The sequence below is a fragment of the Halococcus salifodinae DSM 8989 genome, assembly GCF_000336935.1.
Lineage (GTDB): Archaea > Halobacteriota > Halobacteria > Halobacteriales > Halococcaceae > Halococcus > Halococcus salifodinae.
The window spans coordinates 29,466-53,953 of record NZ_AOME01000013.1; the positions used below are offsets into that span (position 1 = coordinate 29,466).

22 protein-coding genes and 1 pseudogene are annotated in these 24,488 nt (G+C 64.5%); 13 read left to right on the forward strand and 10 right to left on the reverse strand.

Annotation, left to right across the window (positions count from 1 at the left end):
* Positions 1-20: 20 nt before the first annotated feature.
* Entirely contained in the window at positions 21-911 is an 891-nt protein-coding gene (locus tag C450_RS01490) for a pantoate kinase (RefSeq protein WP_005039135.1), read from the reverse strand.
* Positions 912-1,172: 261 nt separating this feature from the next.
* Between C450_RS01490 and C450_RS01495 the strand changes: the two genes are divergently transcribed.
* Positions 1,173-2,120 (forward strand): formate/nitrite transporter family protein, encoded by a 948-nt coding sequence (locus C450_RS01495; RefSeq protein ID WP_005039138.1) that lies wholly within the window; start codon positions 1,173-1,175, stop codon positions 2,118-2,120.
* A 76-nt stretch (positions 2,121-2,196) separates the two neighbouring features.
* On the opposite strand, the gene C450_RS01500 is transcribed toward C450_RS01495, so the two are convergent.
* Together C450_RS01500 and C450_RS01505 are read right to left on the reverse strand one after the other, a co-directional pair.
* The gene (locus C450_RS01500; protein WP_005039141.1) at positions 2,197-3,387 is read right to left on the reverse strand and encodes an inorganic phosphate transporter; all 1,191 of its coding nucleotides are present in this window, start codon (positions 3,385-3,387) and stop codon (positions 2,197-2,199) included.
* Positions 3,388-3,719: 332 nt separating this feature from the next.
* Positions 3,720-4,361 carry a class I SAM-dependent methyltransferase gene (locus C450_RS01505; protein WP_005039143.1) on the reverse strand — a complete coding sequence of 214 codons (642 nt, stop codon included), beginning with the start codon at positions 4,359-4,361 and terminating at the stop codon, positions 3,720-3,722.
* A 383-nt stretch (positions 4,362-4,744) separates the two neighbouring features.
* Between C450_RS01505 and C450_RS01510 the strand changes: the two genes are divergently transcribed.
* The 5 genes and pseudogenes from C450_RS01510 to C450_RS23630 all read left to right on the forward strand — a co-directional run.
* Positions 4,745-5,932, forward strand: coding sequence for a DUF7345 domain-containing protein (locus C450_RS01510; protein WP_005039145.1), 1,188 nt, complete (start codon positions 4,745-4,747; stop codon positions 5,930-5,932).
* A 64-nt stretch (positions 5,933-5,996) separates the two neighbouring features.
* Positions 5,997-7,019, forward strand: coding sequence for a hypothetical protein (locus tag C450_RS01515; RefSeq protein WP_152424382.1), 1,023 nt, complete (start codon positions 5,997-5,999; stop codon positions 7,017-7,019).
* A gap of 399 nt (positions 7,020-7,418) precedes the next feature.
* Positions 7,419-7,967, forward strand: a complete 549-nt coding sequence (locus C450_RS01520; protein WP_005039151.1) for an alpha/beta fold hydrolase — start codon at positions 7,419-7,421, stop codon at positions 7,965-7,967.
* Positions 7,968-8,223: 256 nt separating this feature from the next.
* Positions 8,224-8,904, forward strand: a complete 681-nt coding sequence (locus tag C450_RS01525) for an IS6 family transposase (protein ID WP_005039153.1) — start codon at positions 8,224-8,226, stop codon at positions 8,902-8,904.
* Between the two features lie 11 nt (positions 8,905-8,915).
* A pseudogene (locus C450_RS23630) lies at positions 8,916-9,002 on the forward strand (IS6 family transposase); the annotation flags it as partial.
* On the opposite strand, the gene C450_RS01530 reads toward C450_RS23630, so the two are convergent.
* Complete coding sequence (locus C450_RS01530) at positions 8,995-9,378, reverse strand: ester cyclase (protein WP_005039156.1); 384 nt, start codon at positions 9,376-9,378, stop codon at positions 8,995-8,997. The pseudogene C450_RS23630 and the gene C450_RS01530 overlap by 8 nt on opposite strands.
* 706 nt (positions 9,379-10,084) lie before the next feature.
* Between C450_RS01530 and C450_RS01535 the strand changes: the two genes are divergently transcribed.
* The 5 genes from C450_RS01535 to C450_RS01555 all read left to right on the forward strand — a co-directional run bounded on the left by C450_RS01535 (position 10,085) and on the right by C450_RS01555 (position 17,247).
* Positions 10,085-11,926, forward strand: coding sequence for a sugar-transfer associated ATP-grasp domain-containing protein (locus tag C450_RS01535; RefSeq protein WP_005039158.1), 1,842 nt, complete (start codon positions 10,085-10,087; stop codon positions 11,924-11,926).
* Positions 11,919-12,098, forward strand: coding sequence for a hypothetical protein (locus tag C450_RS01540; RefSeq protein WP_049909779.1), 180 nt, complete (start codon positions 11,919-11,921; stop codon positions 12,096-12,098). Before C450_RS01535 ends, C450_RS01540 begins: the two co-directional genes overlap by 8 nt.
* Before the next feature lie 48 nt (positions 12,099-12,146).
* Entirely contained in the window at positions 12,147-13,670 is a 1,524-nt protein-coding gene (locus C450_RS01545) for a hypothetical protein (RefSeq protein ID WP_152424383.1), read from the forward strand.
* 161 nt (positions 13,671-13,831) lie between these two features.
* Complete coding sequence (locus tag C450_RS01550; RefSeq protein ID WP_005039163.1) at positions 13,832-16,216, forward strand: alkaline phosphatase PhoX; 2,385 nt, start codon at positions 13,832-13,834, stop codon at positions 16,214-16,216.
* Positions 16,217-16,329: 113 nt separating this feature from the next.
* Positions 16,330-17,247, forward strand: coding sequence for a sulfide-dependent adenosine diphosphate thiazole synthase (locus tag C450_RS01555; protein ID WP_005039166.1), 918 nt, complete (start codon positions 16,330-16,332; stop codon positions 17,245-17,247).
* A gap of 34 nt (positions 17,248-17,281) precedes the next feature.
* On the opposite strand, the gene C450_RS01560 is transcribed toward C450_RS01555, so the two are convergent.
* Both C450_RS01560 and C450_RS01565 read right to left on the reverse strand, forming a co-directional pair.
* The gene (locus C450_RS01560; RefSeq protein ID WP_049909791.1) at positions 17,282-17,698 is read right to left on the reverse strand and encodes a VanZ family protein; all 417 of its coding nucleotides are present in this window, start codon (positions 17,696-17,698) and stop codon (positions 17,282-17,284) included.
* Between the two features lie 65 nt (positions 17,699-17,763).
* Positions 17,764-19,404: a SagB family peptide dehydrogenase gene (locus tag C450_RS01565; RefSeq protein ID WP_005039170.1), complete on the reverse strand. Its 1,641-nt coding sequence runs from the start codon at positions 19,402-19,404 to the stop codon at positions 17,764-17,766.
* 133 nt (positions 19,405-19,537) lie between these two features.
* On the opposite strand from C450_RS01565, the gene C450_RS01570 reads away from it, so the two are divergent.
* Positions 19,538-20,296 carry a DUF7001 family protein gene (locus C450_RS01570; protein ID WP_005039173.1) on the forward strand — a complete coding sequence of 253 codons (759 nt, stop codon included), beginning with the start codon at positions 19,538-19,540 and terminating at the stop codon, positions 20,294-20,296.
* A gap of 12 nt (positions 20,297-20,308) precedes the next feature.
* Here the strand turns inward: C450_RS01570 and C450_RS01575 are convergent, their stop codons facing one another.
* From C450_RS01575 to dcd, 4 genes are all read right to left on the reverse strand, one after another.
* Positions 20,309-20,983 (reverse strand): class I SAM-dependent methyltransferase, encoded by a 675-nt coding sequence (locus tag C450_RS01575; RefSeq protein ID WP_005039175.1) that lies wholly within the window; start codon positions 20,981-20,983, stop codon positions 20,309-20,311.
* An 8-nt stretch (positions 20,984-20,991) separates the two neighbouring features.
* Entirely contained in the window at positions 20,992-21,528 is a 537-nt protein-coding gene (locus C450_RS01580) for a GNAT family N-acetyltransferase (RefSeq protein ID WP_005039178.1), read from the reverse strand.
* Positions 21,529-21,598: 70 nt separating this feature from the next.
* Positions 21,599-22,486, reverse strand: coding sequence for a thiamine-phosphate synthase family protein (locus C450_RS01585; protein WP_005039181.1), 888 nt, complete (start codon positions 22,484-22,486; stop codon positions 21,599-21,601).
* A complete protein-coding gene (gene dcd / locus C450_RS01590) occupies positions 22,483-23,169 on the reverse strand; it encodes a dCTP deaminase (RefSeq protein WP_005039183.1) in 687 nt (228 codons plus the stop codon). The genes C450_RS01585 and dcd overlap by 4 nt, the downstream gene beginning before the upstream one ends.
* 93 nt (positions 23,170-23,262) lie before the next feature.
* On the opposite strand from dcd, the gene C450_RS01595 reads away from it, so the two are divergent.
* Positions 23,263-24,483, forward strand: a complete 1,221-nt coding sequence (locus C450_RS01595; RefSeq protein ID WP_005039185.1) for an AI-2E family transporter — start codon at positions 23,263-23,265, stop codon at positions 24,481-24,483.
* The last annotated feature ends 5 nt before the right edge of the window (positions 24,484-24,488 follow it).

The window sequence follows — 24,488 nt, forward strand, 5'->3', positions numbered from 1 at the left end:
TTGGCGGCAGCCGGAAACAGTCATCGAGAGTCGATCCCGACGATCCCCGCACCCGGAGGGTGGATCGTACAGGTCGCAGGCTCGTAGCCCGCGTCGGTGAGGCCGGTGTCGAGCGCGAACACCGTTTCACCGAGCATTGCCATCGACGCCGCGCCGCCCGCGGCCTCGACGGCCCCGATGGCGGTCTCGACCCGCTCGGTCAGCAGCTCGGCCTCGCGAGCGAACGCTGCCGAGCACGACACCATCCGTTGGAGTGTCGGTCCTTCGCGGAGCGTGGCGAGTGCGCGCTCGCCGGCCGCCGAGAGCCCGTCGGTGTCGCCGCCGAGGATCGCCTCGGTCGAACGCCCATCGAACGAGACGAACTCGACCCGCCTGTCAGCCCGAACCGGAATCCCGTCGAGAGCGCCGTGCGGCGGCGCGCCCGGCTCCATCCGGATCGGCACGCCACCACGCGCCTGTGCCACCACATCGCCGAGTCCTGTTCCGGCGGTGACCTCCGCGGCGTGAGCCACGCCGACCAGCTCGTTCTCGGTACGTTCGAGGTCGAAGCAGGCGTTCGCCGCGAGCGCCGCGCCGAGCGCCGCGCCGCCCGAGACGCCGAAGCCAGCGCTCACCGGCAACGGCGTCTCGACGGCAACGTGAGCGTCGACTCCGAGCGTGTCGAGCGTGCGCGTCACGGCGTCCATCTCGGCGGGTTCGCCACCGAGGGTGATGGTCGTCGCGGCCGTTTCGTTCGCTGGCGTGAGCGTAACCATCACGCCGTCGGCGAGCGCGAGCCCCGTTCCCCGCGACCCCGCCTTGCGGGGATCGTCGTGAGGATGAACGCTGAAGAATCCCGTGATATGACCGGGAACGAACGCCCGCGTCGGGGTCGCCGTCCGCTCACTTCGCTCCCCGTCCGACGTCGACATACGAGGGAATCGGCCGTCGGCCGGGATAAATCCGCGCGTTCGGCGATCGGTCGATCCCCTGTTCGTGGCGGGCTCGTGATCGCACAAGACTTGGCCGCGAACGCCGGGAAAAGCGCTTTGTGCGAGTCACCGCTACGGGACAAACGACGACGTAAGGTGGGGATCGGTCGTCGGTTTCACGAATCAAAACGGATCGCTACCGATCGTGACCTCGCTACACCCCCGAAAACATATGAGCGATCCCCACCAGCAGCGATACCGATGAACGACGACAACGACGCGGGCGGGGCGATCGCCGAGTCGACCGATCACGCCGCCTCGGGTGCGCCCGACGCCGGCTGGGCGATCGGCGACCGTTTCTCCTCGGAGGAGATCTTCCAACGGGTGCTCGCCACCGCCGACGAGGAGGTCGCCACCGGCACCCGCGAACTGTTCTTCAGCGGCCTCGCCGCGGGCTTTGCCATCGTCATCACGTTCGTCGGTCACGCGGCGGTGAGCGCGTACTTCCCCGAGAGTACGCTGCTTGGCTCCCTTTTGTATCCGATCGGCTTCATCTACATTATCCTCGGGCGCTACCAGCTCTACACCGAGAACACGCTACCGCCCGTGGCGCTGGTGCTGGCTCGCCTCGCCAGCCTGCCGATGATGGTGCGCGTCTGGGTCGTCGTGCTGCTCGGCAACGTCCTCGGAGCCGCTCTCGGCGTGTTCGTCCTCGCCAACAGTCACGTGCTCTCGACCGCGGCAATGCAAGCAGGTGCTGATTTCACCCGGACGGGACTCGAAACCGCCTGGTGGGACGTGTTCTTCAAGGCACTGTTCGCGGGCTGGCTCGTTGCCGGCGTGGTGTGGCTCGGTCACGCCGTCCAGGACTCGGTCACGCGCCTGTTCCTCATCTACATCGTGTTCTACACGATCGCCGCGGCGGAGCTCTATCACGTCGTCACCACTGCGGCGGACGCGCTCTTTTTCGTGTTCATCGGAGAAGCCGGACTCCTCACCGTCGGCTACGCGTTCTGGCTTCCGGTGTTGCTTGGCAACACTGTCGGCGGCGTCTTCCTGGTGGCGCTCGTGAACTACGGGCAGACCGAACGCCAGCGCTTCCCCGAAGTCCGTGGACTCTCGCTGCGCGAGTGGCTCGTCGGCTGGGAGGGTGGTCGCGAGCGTGAGCCGGTGAACATCAAGGAGGCCGGCCCAAGAGACGACGATTGACCGAGACCGCCGCTCCGCCGGGAACGCCGACGCGCTCCGCGAGGCAGCGTGCGGACGGTCCGTCAGGACGAACCGTTCACAGCAGTTCGATCGCGGTGATCACGGCGTAGCCCGCCCCCAGCGCCAGCACGAGCGAACCGATCCACGCGAGCACGGTGTAGCCCATTTTCCGCGCGCTGACGCCGCCCCCACCGGCCGCAAAGCCGCTACCGATCACCGCGCTCACGATGATCTCGTTGAACGACACCGGGATCCCGAAGACGACCGCCGTCTGGGCGATCGCGAAGGAGGGGATGAGCGCCGCGATGGATCGCCGCGGCCCGAGCGAGGAGTAGTCCTGCGCGATCGCCTTGATCATCCGGGGCGCGCCCATCCACGATCCGGCGAGCAGGCCGATCCCGCCGAACACCAGCAGCGCGAGCAACGACACCGAAAACGGCAGGGTCGTTCCCTGAAACGCGGCGAGCAGCGGGCCGACCGCGAGCCCGACCTGGCTCCCGCCAGCCGAGAACGCCACGAGGCCGCCGAGCGCCAGCAGGAAGTGGCGTTCGGCGCTGTCGACGCCCGAGCTGAGGTCCCAGACGAGCGCGCCTGCGACGAGACCGGCGACGGCGACCGACACGAGTCCCGTCCCGATCGTCGTCGATAGCGGGAGATCCGTCGCCACCGCGGCGGCGATCGACGCCCCGCCGGAGTCCGAGCCGAGAAGCGTGAAGGGGACGTTCGCCACGATGAGACCGACGATCCCGCCGAGGACCGGGACGGTGTAGCGCTCGGGGATCGCCTCGTGGCGGAGCGTCCGCGCGGTGACGTATGCGATACCGCCACCGACGAACGGCGTGAGCAGCCACAGCGTGCCGATCTCGACGTACTTCGGCCAGACGGGGCTGCCACCGAGCCCGAGCCCGACGCCGACGACCGCTCCCGTCACGGTGAACGCGGTGGCGATCGGATAGCCGGTGAAGATGCCGACCGCGACGAGCGCCGCCGCGAGCAGGAGGAGTACCGTCGACGCCGTCGGCGAGAGCGAGATCCCGCCGACCAGTCCTGTGCCGACCGCGTCCGCGACGTTCGCGCCCTGGAGCACCGCACCGAGGAAGCCGAGAATGCCGACGAGAAAGCCCGCGCGCATCACCGAGATGGCGCGTGCGCCCACGGCGGGCGCGAAGGGTGTCGATCCCGACGATCCCGCGCCGATGGTCCACGCCATGAACAGGCTGGCGACGGTCGCGACGACGAGGACGGCTGCCGTTCCGGCCGCGACCATCCGTCAGACCGTCCTCCGGAAATCCGCTCTCGTCGTCGGCACGTCGCCCGCCCTGCCGTCAAACACATTGGTCATGGTGATGCATCGACACCGCTCTCGGTTAAACTGTTGTTCCCGGCGGTCGCGTGGCGAGCCGAAGTTCGCCGGAGCGACTGACGATGCTATAGCAATCAGCATTGATTTCAGAACCTCCATATTACAGGTTGTTGTGTTGTTGAAGCCGATGTGCGAGATGTAGAGGGTGTATCCAGCACCCGTTCCTGGAATGCGATTCATTCAGCTTCCGGCAAATCTGCCAACTGAGTGTCTGGTTGATGACTGCTAGCATAGATCTATCGAGTGGCGATGAGGACACCGACCGACTCAGTAATAATTTCGATATCGGTGAGCGTGAAGCCTGCACCTGCGAGGAGATTGGCGACAGTTCCCATCGGTGGCAGTGTTTCGTAATCGTTTGGGGTCTGCGTCGGCCCGAAGCGCATTTTGTCGGCCACCACTATACAACGAGGATTCAACGCCACGAGACCGTCGATGGCCGTGCGTAATTCGTCCTCGCTCCCTTCATCGTAGGCCATATACAGGGCGTAGCTGGCGACGACGACATTCACAGATTCCTCAATGTTCGGTTCACGAAATGATCCGTGATCGAATGAGACATTCTCGATACTGCGTCTTTCAGCCTTCTCTCGGGCGTACTGGAGCCACTCGTCGTAGATGTCTCGCCCTAACACGTGGTCACACTTCGATGCAAGTTCGAGAGCGACGATACCTGTGCCCGTACCGATATCGACCACGGTATCATCGCGCCCGATTGGAGCGTGCGTGAGAAGAGAGGACAGACACCTCTGGTACACCTCATCTGCCTCGCTGTCCGCATCGTAGTCCATCGGGGTGTAGCCGTGATAGTCGCGTTCCGTGTTGGTCATCGGTACGGCGAATAGGATATGCTGCAGGATAAGGGTCTCAAGAATCATCGTTGACACATTCGGCCGATACATACGCGCCCTGTACCTCTCGCATCATTCCGGATAGTTCTGATAATGTACTAAAAGAGAATATGAGAACTTCCGCTAAACACTACAGCAATCGGAGAAGGATGTACGTCCATACGAACGAAAGCAGTGGTGAACGAGCCAGCGCCAAGCCAACTGACGGCAGATGATTCATCCACCACACAGCTGGACGAGTGTAGCGACGACGCCAGCGCCGATCGAGTGACCTGCAGTCGGATTCACTCCACCACAACCGCTCCCCATCAGGTTCGGGCAACCCACCGCCCGAGCCGGGTTCGAGCGGTTTCATCAACGGGGCAACGAAGTAGAAAATTCTTTCAGCGTGTCTCGTGTCTCACTCGACAATGAGCACGGCACGAGGGTTGCCGATCCGCGTTACCCTCTGGTGTGTCTTCCTCGGGGTCGTCGCCGTGGGCGGCGTTGCCGCCGAACCGGTGTGGCCACAAGAACGCCAAATCGAGACCGAACGCAACGAGTCCGACAACCGACTCCACATCGCGCTCCGATCGGATGGCTCGGCGGACGTCCGGATGAGCTACCGCACCCGGCTCGACGATCCGAACGAGACGGCTGCCTTTCGGCAGCTCCGAGCGAACGCCCGAGCCACCCCGGAACGCTACAGCGAGCGGTTCGCCGAACGGATGAGCGAGGCGGCCGCGACCGCCGAGGTGACGACGGGCCGAGAGATGGCGATCGAGAACGTGAGCGTGCGGACCACGCGCCCGGATAGTACCGTCGGAGTCGTGACCTACACCTTCACGTGGCGTGGTTTCGCGACGACCAACGGCGAACGTCTCGGGGTCGGCGACGCACTCGAAGGGTTCGTCCTCCACGACGGATCGCAGGTCACGATCGCCTGGCCGGACGGCTACGAGCCGGCCACGATACGTCCATCTCCCGACGACCGACGAGCGAACGCCGTCGTCTGGACGGACTCGCCGGCGTTCGAGGAAGACGGCCCGCGAGTCGTGGTGTCCGCGTCGAACACGACCACCGTCGGTTCGTCGGGGGATGCCGATCCGGGTGGCGTGATCCCGAACGCCGTCGAAGACCTCCCGCGTGGCGTGGCGGCGCTCGTGGTGGTCCTCGTCGTGGTCGTCGTTGTCTTCCTCGTCTACCGGAAGAGCGGGACGACGACTGCCGAAACGACTGGAGCCGCGGGGAGCGAAACCGCGGCCACGGTCGCACCCGGGAGCGACTCGATCGACGGAGGCGCGACGAGCGTCGATGGTGGCACCGCCGACGACACGGACGCTACCGAACCGGCGCGCGACGAACCGAACGACGACGCGGCGAAGCTACTGAGCAACGAGGAGCAGGTGCTGCGGGTGCTCGAACGGCACGACGGACGCATGAAACAACAGCAGGTCGTCACCGCGCTTGATTGGACCGAAGCGAAGACGAGTCAGGTGGTTTCCAGCCTGCGTGCCGAGGACAAAGTCGAGGGGTTCCGGCTCGGCCGCGAGAACGTCCTGTCGCTCCCCGAAGATCCGACCGGCGAAGCGGGCTCGAACGGGGATAATTCGGGTTGATTCGGCTGAACGGTACGGGGAGTCTATATCGCCCCACCGCATCGTGGAGTACAGTGACAGCTCGATGACTGATCGACGGCGCGCGGTCGCACTCTCGCTGGTGATCGTCCTGCTTTCGAGTGTGGTATCGGTCGCTGCGCTTGCACCCACGGCTGCGCAGACGGAGCCGACCGATGGGCAGCGGAACGGATCGGTGTCGGGAGCCGAGACACCGGGTGCGGCGTTCTCGATCGCGATCGGTGTTCAGGGCACGGAGACGGAAGCCACGGTCGAGTGTCGAGCACTCGACGCCGCGCTTGCGAACGCGACGACCAACGGATCGGTGGCTGCTGTCGTCGCCGACGAAACACGAGCCATCGCCGAACGGCTCGATGGGCTCTCGACACGCCACAGGACGCTTTCGACACGGAACACGAGCGCCAACGACACGCGTAAAGCGGTGCTTCGCGCGAAGCGGACGACACTCGACTGTCGGCTCGATCGCCTCTCGACAGCAGCGGCGGCCCTCCCTCCCGACGTCCGTTCCGCACACGACATCACCGACCGCAGGCTATCGATGCTCTCGACGCGTGTGAACGCCGGCGGCGAAGGGATCGAAAGCGGTCGTGTGGACAGCAGACACGACGGAACGAACGGCACCGTGACGACAGGTGAGCCACAGCCGCGAAACGCCTCGACGACACAGCTACCCAAAGAGCAGACACCGACCGCGACAGCGACAGAGCTGGAGACACCGACGGAGACGGCGACCGAAACGGCGACAGAAACACCGACAGCGACCGAAACGGCGACAGCCACGAAGACGACGACAGCAACGGCGACGCCGACCCCGACTACGGACCCGACCCCGACAGCGGAATCGACCACCACGGACGACTCGGCGGGCACCGATCGGCCCACGGCATCCGACAAATCACCTGACGACGGTGAGGGCGACACGGAAGAAACGGACGACGATGGCGGGAGCGACACCGACGAATCCGACGGTCGGACGAACGATGAAGGAGACAACGACGACGAGGCGGACAACGACGGGGAAGACAGCGACGACGAGGCGGACAACGACGAAGACACGAACGATGAGTGACTGTGGCCGAAGCGATAGTGTTTAGCGGAAGTCCTCGTACCCCCATCAGACAATCACCTTGTCAGCTGTTAGAACTACCGTGCAAGACAGAGAGAATATCTCGCATCTGATGTCTGCGGCTATCTCTTGTTTCAGAGACTGGCCCTGTAAGCAGGGGAGTGCCTGACGATTGTTGAGTCGGGTAGCAGGATTTCCATAGGTGACAGGGCGTAGATAGCGAATCAGTCCGGATTTCTTGTGAGACACTACTACTACTACTTCAGCGGTTGATGTAGAGTAGCCAGGATCCCACACTGGCAGTGACTGGCAAAACCGTACAGGAGAGGGATAGTCCATTTTCGTCGTACAGCGCATCTATAAGCCGATTCGAGAGAATAGACACCCATAGAGAGAAACACTATGAAACAACGAGTGCTGTTCATTCACGGCGCCGGGGGATACGAGGATGATCAAATATTGGCGACTGATCTGCGTGATGTGCTGGGGACGGCATACAACGTTCGGTATCCGAAAATGCCGGATGGAACCGAGGTAGAGAGATGGAACGAGCAGATCGCAAACGAACTCGCTGCTTCAGATGGCAGGGTGATTCTCGTCGGGCATTCGCTAGGTGGTTCGCTCCTGCTGAAATATCTTTCCGAAGAGACGGTTGAACAACCTGTTGCCGGACTGTTTCTGCTCGCGCCACCCTACTGGGGTGCTGAAGGGTGGGATGTCGACGAGTACACGCTGCAAAACAACGTCGCATCGAAGCTACCCACTGAACTGCCAGTGTTCTTCTACCACAGCCGCGCTGACGAAATAGTACCATTTGCCCACCTTGCGCTGTACGCAGGAAAACTTCCGCAGGCAACTATTCACGAGCGTGATAGCGGCGGACATCAGTTCAACAACGATTTGTCAGAAGTTGCTCGTGACATCAAACGACTGAAGCAGAAGAACTCATAGCGAGACAAACAACTGACTCACTCAGACACGTCTGTAGGTGAACCAGAACCACCGAAGTGGTACTACTCAGATTCAAGTTGCTGCATAAGGCCGAGCATATCGGACTGAGTGGCACTGTCTAGTTGAGGTAGCTTGAGGAATGAGCAGGTCGTAGCGAGTATTGGTCATGAAACTCGGAGACCTGCTCGGAGAGACGTTGNGGCACTGTCTAGTTGAGGTAGCTTGAGGAATGAGCAGGTCGTAGCGAGTATTGGTCATGAAACTCGGAGACCTGCTCGGAGAGACGTTGAACGTGGACTGTGGTGAGGTTTGGGAGAACGAACGCACCCCGACACCCGTCAGGGTGTTCGGGGTGCGTCTCCATTCGATGGGGCTGTCGCTGCGGGAGATCGTCGCTGTATTTGATTGGCTTGGCGTCGATCGTTCCCACGGAGCGGTTTGGAACTGGACGCATACGCTCTCAGAGACCCAGGCTGACCCGCCGACGGCGGAGCCGTCGCGGGTCGCCGTTGATGAGAAACAGATTACCGTCGACGGCGAGAAAAAGTGGCTCTACGCTGCTGTCGACACCGACTCGAAGCTGCTGCTCGATATCGAGGTATTCAGCCGACGCGGGACCGATTCCGCGTCGGCGTTCCTCCACCGACTCACTACCAGACATGAGGTTTCAGATACCGAGTTTCTCGTCGACGCCGGCGGGTATCTGACTGCTCTCGCTCGGCGTGAGTTGAGCGGACAGCTCAACTACAGTGAGCGTAATCTGATCGAGAAGCTGTTTCAGACTGTGGCGATGCGGATCGACCGCTTTCACTCGTTCTGGCGGGGGAGTCCAGCCAGCGCACGGCGCTGGCTGCGACGGTTCAAGCATCACTACAACTACGATCGACCGAATCAAGCGCTCGATGGACGAACACCCGTCGAAGAGGTTCTCAACTAGACAGTGCCNGGCTGCGACGGTTCAAGCATCACTACAACTACGATCGACCGAATCAAGCGCTCGATGGACGAACACCCGTCGAAGAGGTTCTCAACTAGACAGTGCCGACTGAGTCCATGTCTCAATCAGCTGTCTATCCTCGAATCGATTGATTTCGACGGCGAGCATCTCTACTCGTTTCCCGGTCGGCTCCATGTCGCCCATAGGACCTTCGTGGGTCCCGGTCATCGTCCACCGGAGAGCTACCTTACTGCCCTCTTCTACGGCGTCCTCAATAGTGAACTCCATATCCGGGAAGCCCTCTCGGGTCATTCTCACCAATGTTTTGTACAATTCTGGCCCGCGCATCTCCTCGGCAATCTCGCAGTCGTGGATGACGTACTCTGGTCCAACAAGTTCATCCGCAACATCTGGGTTTTCTCCGTTCCATACTCCCTCAAAGAGCCGGTGAAGAATTTCGGTTTGTTTGCTCATGGATTCCCCATCTCCGGTAGCACTGATGCTGATGGACAGTAAATATGTCATCCTAGCAGGTCGGAAGTGACCACTCACGCGAAACCCGGAGCGCGTCGGTCACGCGACGGCGTTCGCTCCCGCACCACGGGACCCTCACGGCCCACGGGGAGCCGTCGGCGCAGGCGGGATAAGTATGAGCGTGGGACGTGCAAGATGCGCGCCCTATATCTTGCACGCCGATTTTAGCAGAGAGCCGATCTGTGATAGTGGAAAGTACGAAGGCTTCAGCTGATCTCTATAGTGAGTGACTGCGACCGAAGCCAGTGAGTGGTTTTCGGAGCGAGGCACGAGAAATCTCGTTCGCGTAGTTCGAGCGCGACGTTCCGATCACGATGGTCCCACGTCGGTTCGTCTGGCGCAGTGATCGCAACAGGAACGGAGCCACTGCGATCCAACTATGCAACTATCCTAATTATTTGGTGCAGGGATTCGACCGAACACGGACAAAAGGGCCGAAATCCGGGTTAATTCGGGCCAATTCGCGCGGATTCGAGTAGACAATCGTCTGACTTGATGTGGGTTCCTGTTGTGCGAACGGTTGCGGCAGCACGCCGCAGAATCGGTCGATGGTGCCGGGCACGCTGGAGTGGGGCTCCGCAGGGGGCCCGCCCGTGACCGGCCGCATCGTGAACATCGGACGCGCTGACGACCGAATCTCACCACCGTGACAACACAACCACTGACGGACGACAGTCGAATCGGCACCCACCGACGGAAACTACGCCGGCTCCACGAGCGGTATCGGAAATACTACCCGTTCGTTGGCTTCCTTGCCGGCCTCGTGGCCGTTGCCGTGGGTGTGAGGACGGCCGTATCGGGAATCGGCACCGCGATGCAGCCGTATCGGTACTTCTTCCAGCTCGTCCTGGCAGCGACGGTGCTCTCGCTGTTTCGCAACGAGTTCGGGGTGCAGACCTACGGGCTGTTCGCGCCGGCCATCATCGCGTTCATCCTCCTCACGCTCGGGCCGCTGTGGGGGCTCGTGATGTTTCTCGACATCTTCGTGCTCGCGCTGGCGACGTACGCCGTGCTTTCCCCCTTCCAGCTCGGGACCGCACCGCGGGTTGCGACGCTGCTCTCCGTGGCCAGCCTCGGCACGCTGTTGGTGTTGCTGTTCGCCGATCACGACTTGCTGCCCAACCTCTTCACCACTGCCGACGTGTTCTTCCCCTCGATCATCAGCGCGTGGTACGCCGATCGGTTCGCCACCGAGGTCGAGGAACGGGGCTGGAGCGTGCCCGCCGTGCAGTTCCTCTGGACGCTCGTGGCCATCGTCGCCGCCTACCTCGTGATCTCGAACCGGACGATCGTGGCGTGGTTCATGAGCACGCCCGAGGCGTGGGTCGGCCTCATCGTCGCCGTCGTACTGGTCGGCTCACAGCCGACGCTCCGGCTCAACGAGTATCGACGGTTCACCGACCATCTCGGGACGAACTCGCTCGACGCCGCCGTCACGACTCTGCAGGTCGGGCTGTACAATCTCCAGTCGCGGCTGTTCGGCTCGCCAGCGGACGGGCCGGAGACGCTCGAAAAGGCGGACGTGCTCCCGAAGAACGTCCGCAAACGGTACATCGAGACGTACAACCCGCCCCACCTCCGGCCGGGAGCCGACGAGAAGGCGATCACGAACAAACGGCTGAACGGGATCGGCATCGGCGCACCGGAGACGTATCTGGTGGCCGATGGTCCGGGAGATCTCGACGACGCCGTCGAGTTCATCCGCGATCACGACGATTTCGTCATCAAGCCCAGCAACGGCTACGGTGGCGAAGGGATCGTCGTCGTCTCCGGCCGCGTCGAACGGGTCGACGACGGCGGGGGCAGGGGAGAGCCGTCGTACGAAACCTCGAAAGGGGAGCTGACACGGACCGAGCTGGGAAACCACGTTCGGCGGATCGTGCAGGGACACTACTCCGGGCTCGATCCCGACGGCACGGCCATCCTCGAAGAGCGACTCGTTCCCGCGGACTCCCTACTCGCTCTCTGTGGACAGGGCGTTCCCGACGTTCGCGTCATCGTCTTCCAGGGCTATCCCGTGATGACGATGACGCGACTGCCGACCGCCGAATCACAGGGCGCGGCGAACCTCCATCAGGGCGGTGTCGGGGTCGGGCTCCGCATCGCCGACGGGACGCCGATCCGGGCCTACCAACAGAGTCGTGATCGGTGGCTGGAGAACCATCCCGACACGGGAGCCGATCTCACTGGATTTACGCTGCCGAACTGGACGGGGATCCTGGAGACGGCAACGCGCGCCGCGGCGGCGTCCGGTCTCGGATACACCGGTGTCGACATCGTTCTGGACGAGGCGAACCGGCCACGCGTCCTCGAAGTGAACGTCCGTCCGGGACTCGGGATCCAGAACACGACCGATGCAGGGATACTGAAACGCCTCGAAACGGTCGAAGCGCTGCCGCGCGAGTACGAGTTCAGATCGACGACCGAGAAGGTCCGACTCGCCATGGAGTGGGACGAGCGCGGGTGGGCGGTGACGGCCGATGAATAGGATCCAACGCCTCGGAGCGGCGTTCGTGATCGCGGGCGCGACGGGGCTGTTGCTCCGGGTCGTCGAGACCGACGTCGCGTCCCCGATCGTGACGTTCGGGTTCCTCCTGGTTCCGATCGCGTTCCTGTGCTTCCTGAGCTACCACGCCGTCGCCTACCTCGGGTACGCGTGACGCAACTCACCGAAACCAATCATGCAACAGAAATCCACAAACACGAACGTGGCAGCGACGAGTCGAAACGCAGCGTCGAAACGGCGGTCGACCGGCGAGCGGGACTGCCGTCCCGGCTGGAGGGGGTGGAACCTCCGACGCGGGGTGTCCTGCTGGATCGCGCTCGTCGTCGTTGTCGGCCTGATCGCCGGGCCGGCAGCCGGAGTACAGCCCGAGCCGCAACCACAGACCCAGACGAACGCGACGGGTGGATTGGCGGAGGCCCCCTCGCCGACAGACCGGGTCAACATCACCTACACGCTCGATCGAAGCCCGAACGAACGGGGTCACGCGCTCGTCACGGCGAACGTCACGCTCCCGTCGGACGTGTCGTCGTTCGACATCAGCCTCCCGTCGGCCGCGACGGTACAGCGAACCCAGGGGTTCGAACGGGACGAGCCCGGAACGATGGGCTGGGAGTGGAACGGATCGACGCGACACGCATCGATCACCTATCTCGCGTCGGTCAACGCCACCTCGGGCGGTGATCTCGAAGGCGTCGCGACCGGCCAGTGGGCGCTGTTCGACTGGCGAACCGTCGGGATCGATTGGGAATCCGAACGGACGGACGACGGAACCGAAACGAGGCCGTCCGAGACCGCACGCGTCGCCGAGCAGGGCGTGGCTGGCCCCAACTTCGCCTACCTGGGTCCCGGTCAGACGTACGACCGGACCGTCGACGGGACGACGATCCGTCTCGTCGTTCCGAAACACGCACAGCCCGCGAACGAACCGCAGGCGATGCTGACGGCGCTCGCGAAGGCCGAGCGATCGCTCCAGTTGAACGCACGGACCACTCACGTCGACGTCTTCGTCGCACCGCCGCCGATCGGCGTCAGCGGTCGTTCGGGTGGAGTGACACGAAACGACCGTCACGACATGCTGGTGCATCAGTCGAAACGCCTCGCGACGCCGGACAACGTCCTCCTGCACGAGTACGTCCACTCGAAGCAGCGATACGACACGACCGACGAGATGGAGTGGATCAACGAGGGCAGCGCCGAGTACTACGGCGCGCTGCTCGCGTACAGACAAGGGCTCGTCTCGTTCGAGACGTTCCGCGATTTCGCGGTGAGCGAGGCGTATCCCGAATCGACCCTCGCCGACCGCGAGTCGTGGTCGTCCTCACGAGTGGCCTACCGGAAAGGGCTGCGGACGTTCACCGCACTGGACGCGACGATACGATCGCGGAGCAACGGAACACGGTCGCTCGAACACGTGTTTCGGCGGCTGAATCAGCACGAGGGCGAGATCACCGACGACGTGTTCGCGACCTACGTCGCCGAAGCAGCGGGCGAGTCACTGACTGCGTGGCTCGACGAACACGTCGAGTCGGCGACGGTGGCGAACGTTCCGACGAGCGAGGCACGATACGGACAGTCAGGCAGCCAAGCGGCGGACACGACCACCGGTTCCGTGACTGCCGCCGTCCTCCGGCCGGCCATCGCGAACGCGCCGCCCGTGCTGTTCGTTGGCGGGATCGTCCTGTTGCTCGCTGGTTGGGCACGGAGACCGCCGGACGGTTCGCGGTAGCGGACACCACCAGCCGGTGGTCTCGACAGCGACACGCCTTCGACCGGACTGGGACCATCCCGGTGACCTATGTACCGCTCTGTGCCGTTCCTTGTCCCTCGTTCCAGCCCCGTACCGATATTATAAAACATCTTAGTGAAACGCTCGGGATCGCCACCTGCATGGTCGATTTCACTCGACGGAACCTGATGGCCACGTCGGTGGCGGCCGCGCTCGGTGCCAGCGTGGCCGGCGTGGCGAGCGCCCAGACGAACGAGGACGAGGACACGCCGATGGCCCCGAGCGTCGACGGTACGATCGAGCGGTTCGCGACGACCGCGCTCGGTGCCGAGGTCACCGGCCCGGAGGTCACGGCGAACGGAACGCTGTTTTTCAGTCTCCAGCACCCGAGCCGGCAGAACGCCGCACCCTACAACAAAGGCGGGATCGGGTACGTGGGCGGCTACGACATCACGAGCGACGGGTTCGACGAGCTCGGCGTGCCGAGCACCGACGAACAACAGGGCGAGGTCAGAGTCGCCGGCGGCGAGTACGTGGTGCTCGCCCAGGAGGGCGACAACATCGGCGACGACGAGGATCTGGGGTATCCGGTCACGCCCAGCGGGGTTTCGCTCGACGAGTACGAGGGCTCGCGGTACACGAACCTCGGCAACAACCCCGACTGCAACCGATTCGTCGCCACGAACGACGCCGAAACCGAGGGCTACCTCTTCACGAACTTCGAGCAGAGCCCCGGCGACGTCAGCCGAATCCCCCTGACCTGGGACGACGACGAGTGGAGCGCCGATCTCGACGGCGCGATGAACCTCGCGAACACCGAGGCGCTCCGGAACCTCGGCGGCACGCGTGTCAACTGCTATGGCGACCTCAGCCCGTGGGGTACCTACCTCTCGGCCGAAGAGGAGTACTCCCACCCACGGCTCTCGCTGACGGCGACCACCAGCGAGATCGTGGAATCGGGCAGCGGGGTCGGACTCCGGGGCGCGGCCCAGTTCTACAACCGCCCGAACCCCGCGGACATCGCGAGCGCCGTCGAGGAGTACTACGGCGACGACGCGTGGTACCCCCAGGGCGCGTTCGCGCTCGGCGGACTCGAACTCCAGGCGTACTATCTCGGGGCCGACGCGGTGGATCAGGACGGCGAGAACACCACGACGCCGATCGAGTCGCCCTACCCCAACCCCTACCGCTACGGCTACATCGTCGACTTCCGCAACCCGACGGCCGACACCCCGGAACCGATGAAGTACTACGTCGGCGGGCGAGCGTCGTGGGAGTGTCCCGACGTCCAGGCCGACGAGAAAACGATGTACCTCAGCTCGGACGGCGACAACAAGGGGTTCTACAAGTTCGTCGCGAACGAGCCGATCCCGAGCTACGACGACCCGATGGACGTCGGGGGAACGCTCCACGCGGCGAACGTGACGAACGAGGCCGCCGCGAAGGCGAACCCACCGGGAAAAATCGCCCTCGAACTCGACTGGATTCCGCTCGGGAGCGCGACCAATCGGGAGGTCGAATCGTGGATCGCAGAATACGACGACATCGATCAGGTGGATTACCTCGCACACGCCGACACCGACTGGGGGGAGGATCTCGAAACGGCGCTCGAAGAGGCCGACAAGGAAGTGATCGAGAACGGGAACGAGGACTACATCCTCGACGAGGCGATCGTCGAGTGGGCCGAGCAGTACGAGAACCGCGGTCCCGACCAAATCGATGAGGACCTCCGCCGCGTCCCGTTCCTCGAAACCCGCGCCGCCGCGAAGGAAGTCGGTGCCACAGTAGAATTCAGAAAGAGCGAGGGGATCGACAGCGCCGACGGTGCGGAGCCGGGCGAGTACATCTACGTCGGGATCTCCGAGATCAACGACGGGATGACCGACGACGCGGGCGATCTCCAGCTCGACCGTGTCGACGGCGGGATGGTCTACCGCGCCGAGATCGAGGCCGACTACGACATCTCGACGCTCGAACCCGTCATCGTCGGGCCCGACGCCACCGATCCCGCCGCCGTCGCGGACGACGCGCTGCTCAACGTCGATAACGTGTTCGTGATGGACGACGGCCGCGTGCTCTGCTGTGAGGACGCCGATCAGTTCCGCCGCTCGTACCCGAACGACTGTCTGTACGTCTACACACCCGATGAGGACGGAAACGGCGAGGACGACAGGGGAGATGGGAACGACGGTACTGACGAGGACTTCTACGATCCCCCGGCTGATGACCCCCTGAACGCACGGTTCAGGGACTGCTGTGCCAACACCGTCGGCTCGCCACCCGATAACGGGATCCTCAACCTCAACGTCGTCTACGGTTCGTTCGAGAAGCCGTACGACGTCGAAATCACAGCCACGGGTCTCTCTGCCGAGGAAATCGACGACATCGTCTACGCCGATCCCGACTTCGATCGGACCGGTCTCGACCGGACCGACATCGTCGGCATGGACGTCAGCGGTGTTCCGGTCGGTGAGTACGAGTTCACCGTCAGCGTCGTCGGCGAAGACGCCAGCGAAACCCTTTCGCTCGAAGTCACGGACGCGTAGAGCCAACCACCAGTGGTGGACTGGACCGACTCGGGAGACGAGAAATTCCCGAGGTATCCGATCGAGGACCGCCCGAAACCGTTTTGTACCACCGCTAAATAACACTAAGTGGTATGAGCGAGTTCGAGGCGTTCAGCGAAGTCGGTGAAGCGGAAGTAACACGCGCGATCGGCCAGGAGTGGACCGAGGAGTTCATGGACTTCTCGGATTCGGACGTGATCATCGTGGGCGGTGGGCCGTCGGGGCTGATGGCCGCCAAAGAGCTGTCCGAGCGCGGGGTGCAGACGATGGTCGTCGAGAAGAACAACTACCTGGGTGGTGGGTTCTGGCTCGGTGGGTTCCTGATGAACAAGGTCACGGTGCGCGAGCCCGCCCAGCAGGTCCTCGACGATCTCGACGTCGACTACAAACAGTCCCAAGACAGCGAGGGCCTCCACGTCGCCAACGGCCCCGAGGCGTGTTCGGGGCTCATCAAGGCGGCCTGTGACGCCGGCGCGAAAATGCAGAACATGACCGAGTTCACCGACATCGTGATCCGCGAGGACCATCGTGTCGGCGGGATCGTGATGAACTGGACGCCCGTCCACGCGCTGCCCCGCGAGATCACCTGTGTCGATCCTATCGCCATCGAGAGCTCGCTGGTGATCGACGCCACCGGTCACGACGCGATGGCCATCAAGAAACTCGACGAGCGTGGCGTTCTCGATGCGCCGGGTCTCGAAGACGAGGCCAGCGGGATGGACCAGACCGGCGACGACACCTACGGCGCGCCCGGCCACGACTCGCCCGGTCACGACTCGATGTGGGTCGGCAAGAGCGAGGACGCCGTCGTCGAACACACAGGATTGGTTCACCCCGGCCTGGTCGTCACCGGCATGGCCACCGCCACCACCTACGGCCTCCCGCGGATGGGGCCCACTTTCGGCGCCATGCTGCTGTCGGGCAAGCGCGCCGCCCAGGCCGCCATCGACGAACTCGAGATCGACGCCGCCGACGTCGAAATGACGACCCGCGCCCCCGCCGACGACTGATTACCGAGCGGAGTTTTCACTGAGCCGAGTCGCGCTACCGTCCGAGCGGAGCGAAGCGCACGAATCGGCCCAGCGACCACCACGCGAGCGCGAGGACGCCCGCACCGACCGCGTCCGCGAGGGCGTCAGCGGCGCTCGCCGTTCGATAGGGGATCGACCACTGAACGAGTTCGACGCCGATCCCGAACCCGACCACGAGCACGACTGCGAGAGCTATCCGACTGCTGCCGCGGTCCGACGACACCGACGCATACAGCAGTGTCGCGGTGAGTCCAGCGTACGCGAATGCGTGGGTCCACTTGTCCGCACCCACGACCCCGAACGGTCCCATCGTTGGCGCTGCCGCCGGATCAGGCCTTAGAACCGACCCGACGAGAATGACGGCAGCAACAACAACGACGAGCCCGTAGCGAAGGGAACGGGCAGCGAGGGGCACGCGCACGCTGGTCATGTGCCGCGCACGGAAACGATCGAGAAAAAGCGTGCGATCGCCCGGCACTGAGTACCATCGAGCGATCACTCCGCTGGCTCGCCGAGTGCGAACAGCGTCATTGGGGTTTGGTTCGCCGCCCGTGGCGAGAGGTGCTCGGTCACACGATCGTCGTAGAAAGTGAACCCGCGTCCGCCGAGCGTGCGGTGGGCATAGGTGGCGAGATAGAGCCGGCCGAGACGGATTCCGGCCGCCAGTTGTGCGAGGCGATACCCTCGATTTCCGACCTGCTCGACGATCGCCTCCACATCGGCCAGCAAATAGACGTTCGCCGCAGCGTCGCCGACCACGGACTGATCGAGCGCGAGGTGGCCCGCAGTCTCCCGATCGGTGTCGCCGATCCGTTCGAGAACGTTTTCGGCAGGGTGATACTGGTAGGCTCCGGTCGGAACCCCCTCGACTGCGTGGACGAGACAGTAGCAGTCGACGAGCGTCGACGGCTCGGCCGGTTCGTCCGGCCCGCTGTCCTCGCTGTCCCCGAAACAATCCAGTGGAACGCCACCGAGCGCGCGGTCGAGCACCGTGGCGAATTTTCGGGAACTGATCGGCTCGTGGCTGTATTCGCGCAGCGATCCACGCCGTCCGATGGTGTTTTCGATGGGGCGCGACGACGCAGTGTCCTCGTCGACGGGATCGAGGGCGATTCGGTCGCCATCGCCGGCGCTCCGCGCCGACTGCTTGAGGGACGCTTCGCGTCCCTCGCTGTCGCCGGGAGGGTGGGTGCCGAACGGAGTGGAACCGTCGTCGCCGGCAAATCGTTCGCGCCACTCGACAACAGTCTCGCCGTCCGAAAGCCTGCTCGCTCGCCACACGTCGGCAAGCAACGGGTAGTCAACCGGATCGGACGCGAGTTCGGTCGCCGGATCGATCGGGTCGATGGGTTCGACCGTCCGAGCGTCCGCCTCGGAGTCGTCCCGGCCCACGGCGACGAGTTCGAGGGGAGCCTCGTCGTCGGGATCGAGACCGAGCAAGCGAGCCACCGAGTCGTCGGCGAACCCGGTCACGACCTCGGCGCGGTGGCCGGACGCGTGCGCGACCGCGAGCAGGTTCGCGAGGATCGTCCCGGAGTCCCAGAACGCGTGGCGGTAGGTCCGGTTCCGATACTTCCACGCGTTGCGCCACCACTCCGAGGTCGCCACGATCGTCACGGGTGCGTCGGCGATCCCTCGATAGTCGCCGGCCGCATCGGCCAGCACGCCACGGTAGTCGCCCTCGCGCAGGACGTGAAACTCGTCGGTGTCGGGGTCGTAGTGGTAGACGCCGGCATCGATCCCGTCGGCGCCATCGCTACCGTCGAGATCGCCGGTGATCGCGTACAGATCGACATGATAGAGCTTGCCGGTGCAAGCGGCTGCGCGGAACGTCGCGGTCTCGCCACGGACTTCGAGTGTCTTCGTCACACCGGCGGCGTAGTGACAGAGTGTCGTGAGGTCGATTGGGTCCGTGTCGCCGTCGGGCGTCTCGTTCGGCTCCGCGGTGGCGGTCGCGATAGCCTGTAGTGCCGGCGTTTCGGGTGGCGTCGAGACCGTTCCGAGCGAACGCCGGGGGAGATCGACGTACTCCTTCGACGGCCGCGGCCGGTTCGCAAAATCGAGTTCGAAGTCGTCCGCGCGCAGCTCGCGCGGCGAGTGTTTCGTTCGCTCGTGGTACTCGCGGGCGTCGACCATTGCTCCATCGTTGATCCAACGGCGACAAACCCTTTCGGGTGGTCGCCATCGGCGGGACCGTGGTGAACCACGCGACCGCAGCCGCGCTGCCGACCGCAAGCATTTCGCCGCGCGACCCGGACATCGAGTCATGATGGAACGAGTCACGCTGTACCGCGCGCCCACCACTACGGCCGACGCCGATGCGATCGCCGCGTGGCTCCGCGGGCGTGTGGACGCCGACGTGACGGTTCGTGACCGGTTTCTCGATCGCCACGCGGACGACGATCTCGCCGAAGCGTTCGCGCGGGCGCGAGTGCTCGATCCCTACGAGCGCGAGACGGGCAACGAGATGCTCGGCATCGTGCGGTACGAGGAGCGCGCCATCGACCACCCCGAACGCGCGGGCGGGGTCATCTACGACGGCCAGCAAGCTCAGCGCGCCCTGGGTGCCCGGCTCCCTGCCGACGAACGCGGCCTCGATCACCTCCACATCCCGCTGCTCGACCGCGTGATCGGGACGTGGGGCAACCACGATAAACGGTGGCACAAGCGGGTGAACGTCCTCGGCCAGCCGGCCCTGCTCTCGGTTCCCGGCCTGTTCGAGGCCCCGGCCAAACCCGAAGCCTACTATCAGGAACAGCAGCGCCACGCCATGCTCTCGGGCGATGCGCCGCCGCGCGAAGTTCTCGAAAACCAGGTCGACGGCGAGTTTCTCGTCGAGGACGACCCACGAGCCACCGAGGCGCTCAAAGGCTACGTCCTCCAGGCGGTCGAGTATCTCGACACGGGATCGGCCTTCTGTGACGACGAGCGGTGCCGCCTCCACAACGCCCACCGCCAGCCCGGTGTGATCGCAGCCCAGCTCAGCGAGCGCGAGTTCTGCGAGACCCACGCCGAACGGTACGGATAGCGCCCGCCGCGGTCACTCGTCGGGTTCGACGACCCGGCCGCTCGACAGTCGAACGAATCCCACTCCGAACGTCTCGTCGAGGCGATCGACCGTCCGATCGTCAAGCGGCTGTCGGGCGGCCGCAACGCGCTCGTCGAGCAGCTCCCACGGCGGGTTCTCGTAGCGCAGCTGGGTTGCAGGCGGTGTACTGGCGGCGACGAACAGCCGAAACGCGGCGTCGAGCGGACGGGCCCGCGACTGGGTGCTCCGTGCGGCGTCAAGCAATGCGATATGGCCGCCCGGCCGCACGAGATCGAGCCACCCCTCGACCGACTTCGCCGGGTCGGAGAGCATTCCGACGACGAAGCTCGACAGCATCGCATCCACGGGCCCGGTGACTGGCGGCGCGGTGGCGTCGCCGTGGACGAGGTGGACGTTCGTCCAGCCCTTACGCACGACGCGGGTGGCCGCCCGATCGAGCATTCCCCGAGTAAAATCGACGCCAACCACCGTCCCACCTGCACCGACTCGCTCGCGGAGATACGAGAGATTCACACCGGTTCCACAGCCCATTTCGATCACGGTGTCACCCGCCGAAAGATCGAGGCTCCGGGCGGCCTCCTCGCGCCACGAGCCGACGCCGGGGAACGTGGCGATGGGATCGTAGAGCCGCGCCCACCGGCCGTAAAACGACTGTGCCGCATCCACTGCGGAGTTCAATTTCCAGTCCAATCGGTGTCGAGTACCGCGTAGTCGTAGGTATCGAGGTATTCTCCGTCGGCGAATGCGCCATCCGTATGCTCCCCCTCTCTTGCAAAGCCGAGACTATCCAGTATCCGAATCGAGCCATCATTCGTTTCGAGGACACCTTCGGCAGTGATTCGGTGTAGATTCAACTGCTCGAACCCATGTGAGATGAGTGATCGCGTCGCATCCGTCCCATACCCCTTCCCTTGTTGCTCCGGGGTCAACCAGAGCCCGACTTCTGCTTCACCGACAGTGCGGTCAGTGATCCAAAGCGAAATATGGCCGGCCCGTTCCCCATCGGCGCAGACGATGAGTCTGAGTGCGTCGTCATCAGTGCTTGTTTGCTCGAAAGCGGCCTCCTCATAGGTGAGATTCTGTGGAGCTTCCGTTCCCAACACCGTCCGAAGTCGTGGGTCGTTTACGTGATCCCGCCGAAACTCGGCGTCGCCGCGCTCCCGCGTTCGGAGCGTCACCCGTTCGCCTTCGATGAAAACAGCGCCCGTCATACGAATCGAACGAGTGGCTCTCGGATCGTCTTTTCGGTGGCTCGGACGATCGAAGTATCGTCGGACCGGATCAGAGGAGGTCGCGGACGTGCTCGGCGGCCGTCTCGGCGTCGGGCGCGAGCAAGTACGTGATCGGCTCGATCCCCATCGCACCGGTCTGGTAGAGCACGTCCGCCTCGGCGACCGCGACGCTCGCGATGGCTGACTCGGTGTCGGTTTCACCGTCGAATTCGACGGTTTCGAGCCCGAGTGACCCGAGTCGGTCGCGGAGTTCGGCGTCGTATCGGAGGTTGAGCGCGGCGCGGGCGTCGGAGCCGTTCTGCCGCGCGGCGAGCAACACGCTTGCGACGTGGCCCGAGACGCCGAACTCGGGATCACCCGGCACCGTGGTCCGGCCCTTCACGTCGAAAATTCGACCGGGGACGCCCGCGACGTCGTCGATCCCGTCGGCGTCGGGGGTACACTCGACGAGATTGGAGCCGACGTTCGGGATCAGCCCCGCGAACCCGCTGGTGGTTTCGAGGGTGCGGAGCCCGCGCCGGACCGACGATCGGGTGCGCTCGGCCGCCCGGAGCGCCCCGTCGGGGTCGTGGACGTCGTAGCCGCTGTTCTCGGCGAGTCCCGGCACCGCTTCCTCGTGGAGCCGCGCGAGCAGGTCGCCGCGTTCGAGCCGCCGGATCAGGATCTCGACCTCGACCAGCGCGCCCACCGGTGTCAGATCGCCGGTCGCGAGCCCGTCGGCGAGTTCGTCGGCGAGTTCGCGAACCCGATCGTCGTTCAATACTGCTTCGTTCCGAGCGACTCCGCCGTGGGCGTACTTCGAGACCGCGGACTGACTGATGCCGAGGATCGACGCGACCTCGCTCTGGGTGAGATCGCGCTCGCGCAGACGCTCCGCGAGCATCGAGCGGAACGTGGGAAGGAACTCCTCGACGACGAGCTCCTCGACGAACTTCATCGGCGCTCGCCTCCCTCGTGTCGCGAGTCAGCCGGCGTGTTTCGGCCGTCTGCGTCGTGGGATCGGTCGTCGGCGTCGGGTGATCGGTCGCGAGCGGTCTGGTGGCCACCGAACTCGTCGTCGCCACCGATGCGGGAGGCTTGCGGACCGGCTTGATCCTGGTACTTCGAGCCGCGCTCGGAGCCGTAGGGCCGGTCGGCGGGGGTTTTGAGCTCGGTGAAGATCACCTGCGAGATCCGCATTCCCGGGGTGAGTGCGACGGGCGCAGTCCCCAGATTCGAGAGTTCGAGCGTGACCTGGCCCCGGTAGCCCGGATCGACGATCCCCGCGGTGGCGTGGATCACGACGGCGAGCCGCCCCAGCGACGACCGGCCCTCGACCCGTGCGATCAGGTCGTCGGGGACCTCGACGCGCTCGACGGTCGTCCCGAGCACGAAATCGCCGGGATGGAGGATGAACTCTTCGTCCGGCTTGACGTGGGTTTCGGTGACGTACTCCTCGATTTCGTTTTCGGAGTCGGGATGGATACAGGGGATGTTGGTGCGCTGGAACTCGAGGAACTCCCGGCCGAGCCGGAGGTCGACGCTCGCGGGCTGGATCTGGAGATCGGGGTCGTCGAGCGGCTCGACGACGAGGCTGCCCTCGTCGAGCCGGCGGTGGATGTCCGCATCCGAGAGGATCATGCTCGGTATGGACGGCGGCAGCGGCCTAAACCTTCCCGTCGAGTTCGCGCAAGCACAACCGTTTCCCGTCGGCTCTCGATACCATAGAGGAGAATGGTAGCACTCGGGAGCGGGCCGTCGACCGATCGCACGCGGGTCGGCTGGTGGGCGTTCGTCGTCGCTCTCGCCGCCATCGCGGGCTACGTCGCGTACTCGTTCGTCGGCATGGTGGTGCTTGGCGTGTTCGGCTACTACGCGACACGGCCGATCTGTCGCCGGCTCGCCCGTCGGATCGATTCGGACGGGATCGCGGCGGGTGCGACGGTGCTGCTGGTCGTGATTCCGATCCTCCTGCTCGTGGCCTATGCGGGGTTCAACGTCTTCCAGCAGCTCCAGGGGGCCGTCGGGGCGAGCGGTGGCGGGGCGTTCGGTGGGGTCGTCGATCTGAGCGTTCTCCCACCCGAACAACAGGAAACGGCGCGGACGCTCCTCCAGAACCCCCGCCAGGTGGTGAGCCAGCCCCAGCAGGTGGCCGGGACGGCGCTCTCCGTGGGCGCACAGGCGTTCAGCGCGGTCGCCGGCGGACTCGTGCTCGTCGGCCTCGCGCTCACGCTATCCTTTTTCCTGCTTCAGAACGACGACCGGCTCGCCGGCGGACTCGAAGCGCTATTCGGCGGCCGGGACACTGTGGCGTACGCCTACGCCACGGCGGTCGACGAGGACCTCGAATCGGTGTTTTTCGGCAACCTCCTGTTCGTGATCGTCATGGCGGTCATCGCGGCGGTCGCCTACGAGGCGACCAATCTCCTCGCGCCGGGGAGTCTCCACGTGCCGATGGTGCTGGTGCTGGCGGTGCTGACAGGGTTCACCAGCCTCATCCCGGTCGTCGTCGGCAAGGTGATCTACCTGCCGGTCGTGGCGTATCTCGGCGTGCAGGCGCTCCAGACGGGTGGCGGCGCGTTCGCGTTCGTCGCCGGGGCGCTCGTCGTCTACTTCCTCGTGCTCGACATCCTGCCGCAGACGTTCCTCCAGCCGTACATCACCGGCAGACAGCTCGACATGGTAGTGATGATGTTCGCGTATCTGCTGGGACCGATCCTGTTCGGCTGGTACGGTTTCTTCCTGCTCCCGATCGTGTTCATCGCGATCCTCGAACTCGTCCGGATCGTACTCCCCGAGCTCGTTCGGGGCGAGCCCCTCACACCCACCGTATCGCTCGGCGAGGGCGTCGGGGCCGACCCACGGTCGGCACGCGACGACGTTCCTGCTGATGACGCGGCCGACGAGACGGCCAACACGGACGAGGAAGTCGACGACCCAGCCGGCGCAGGCTGACACCC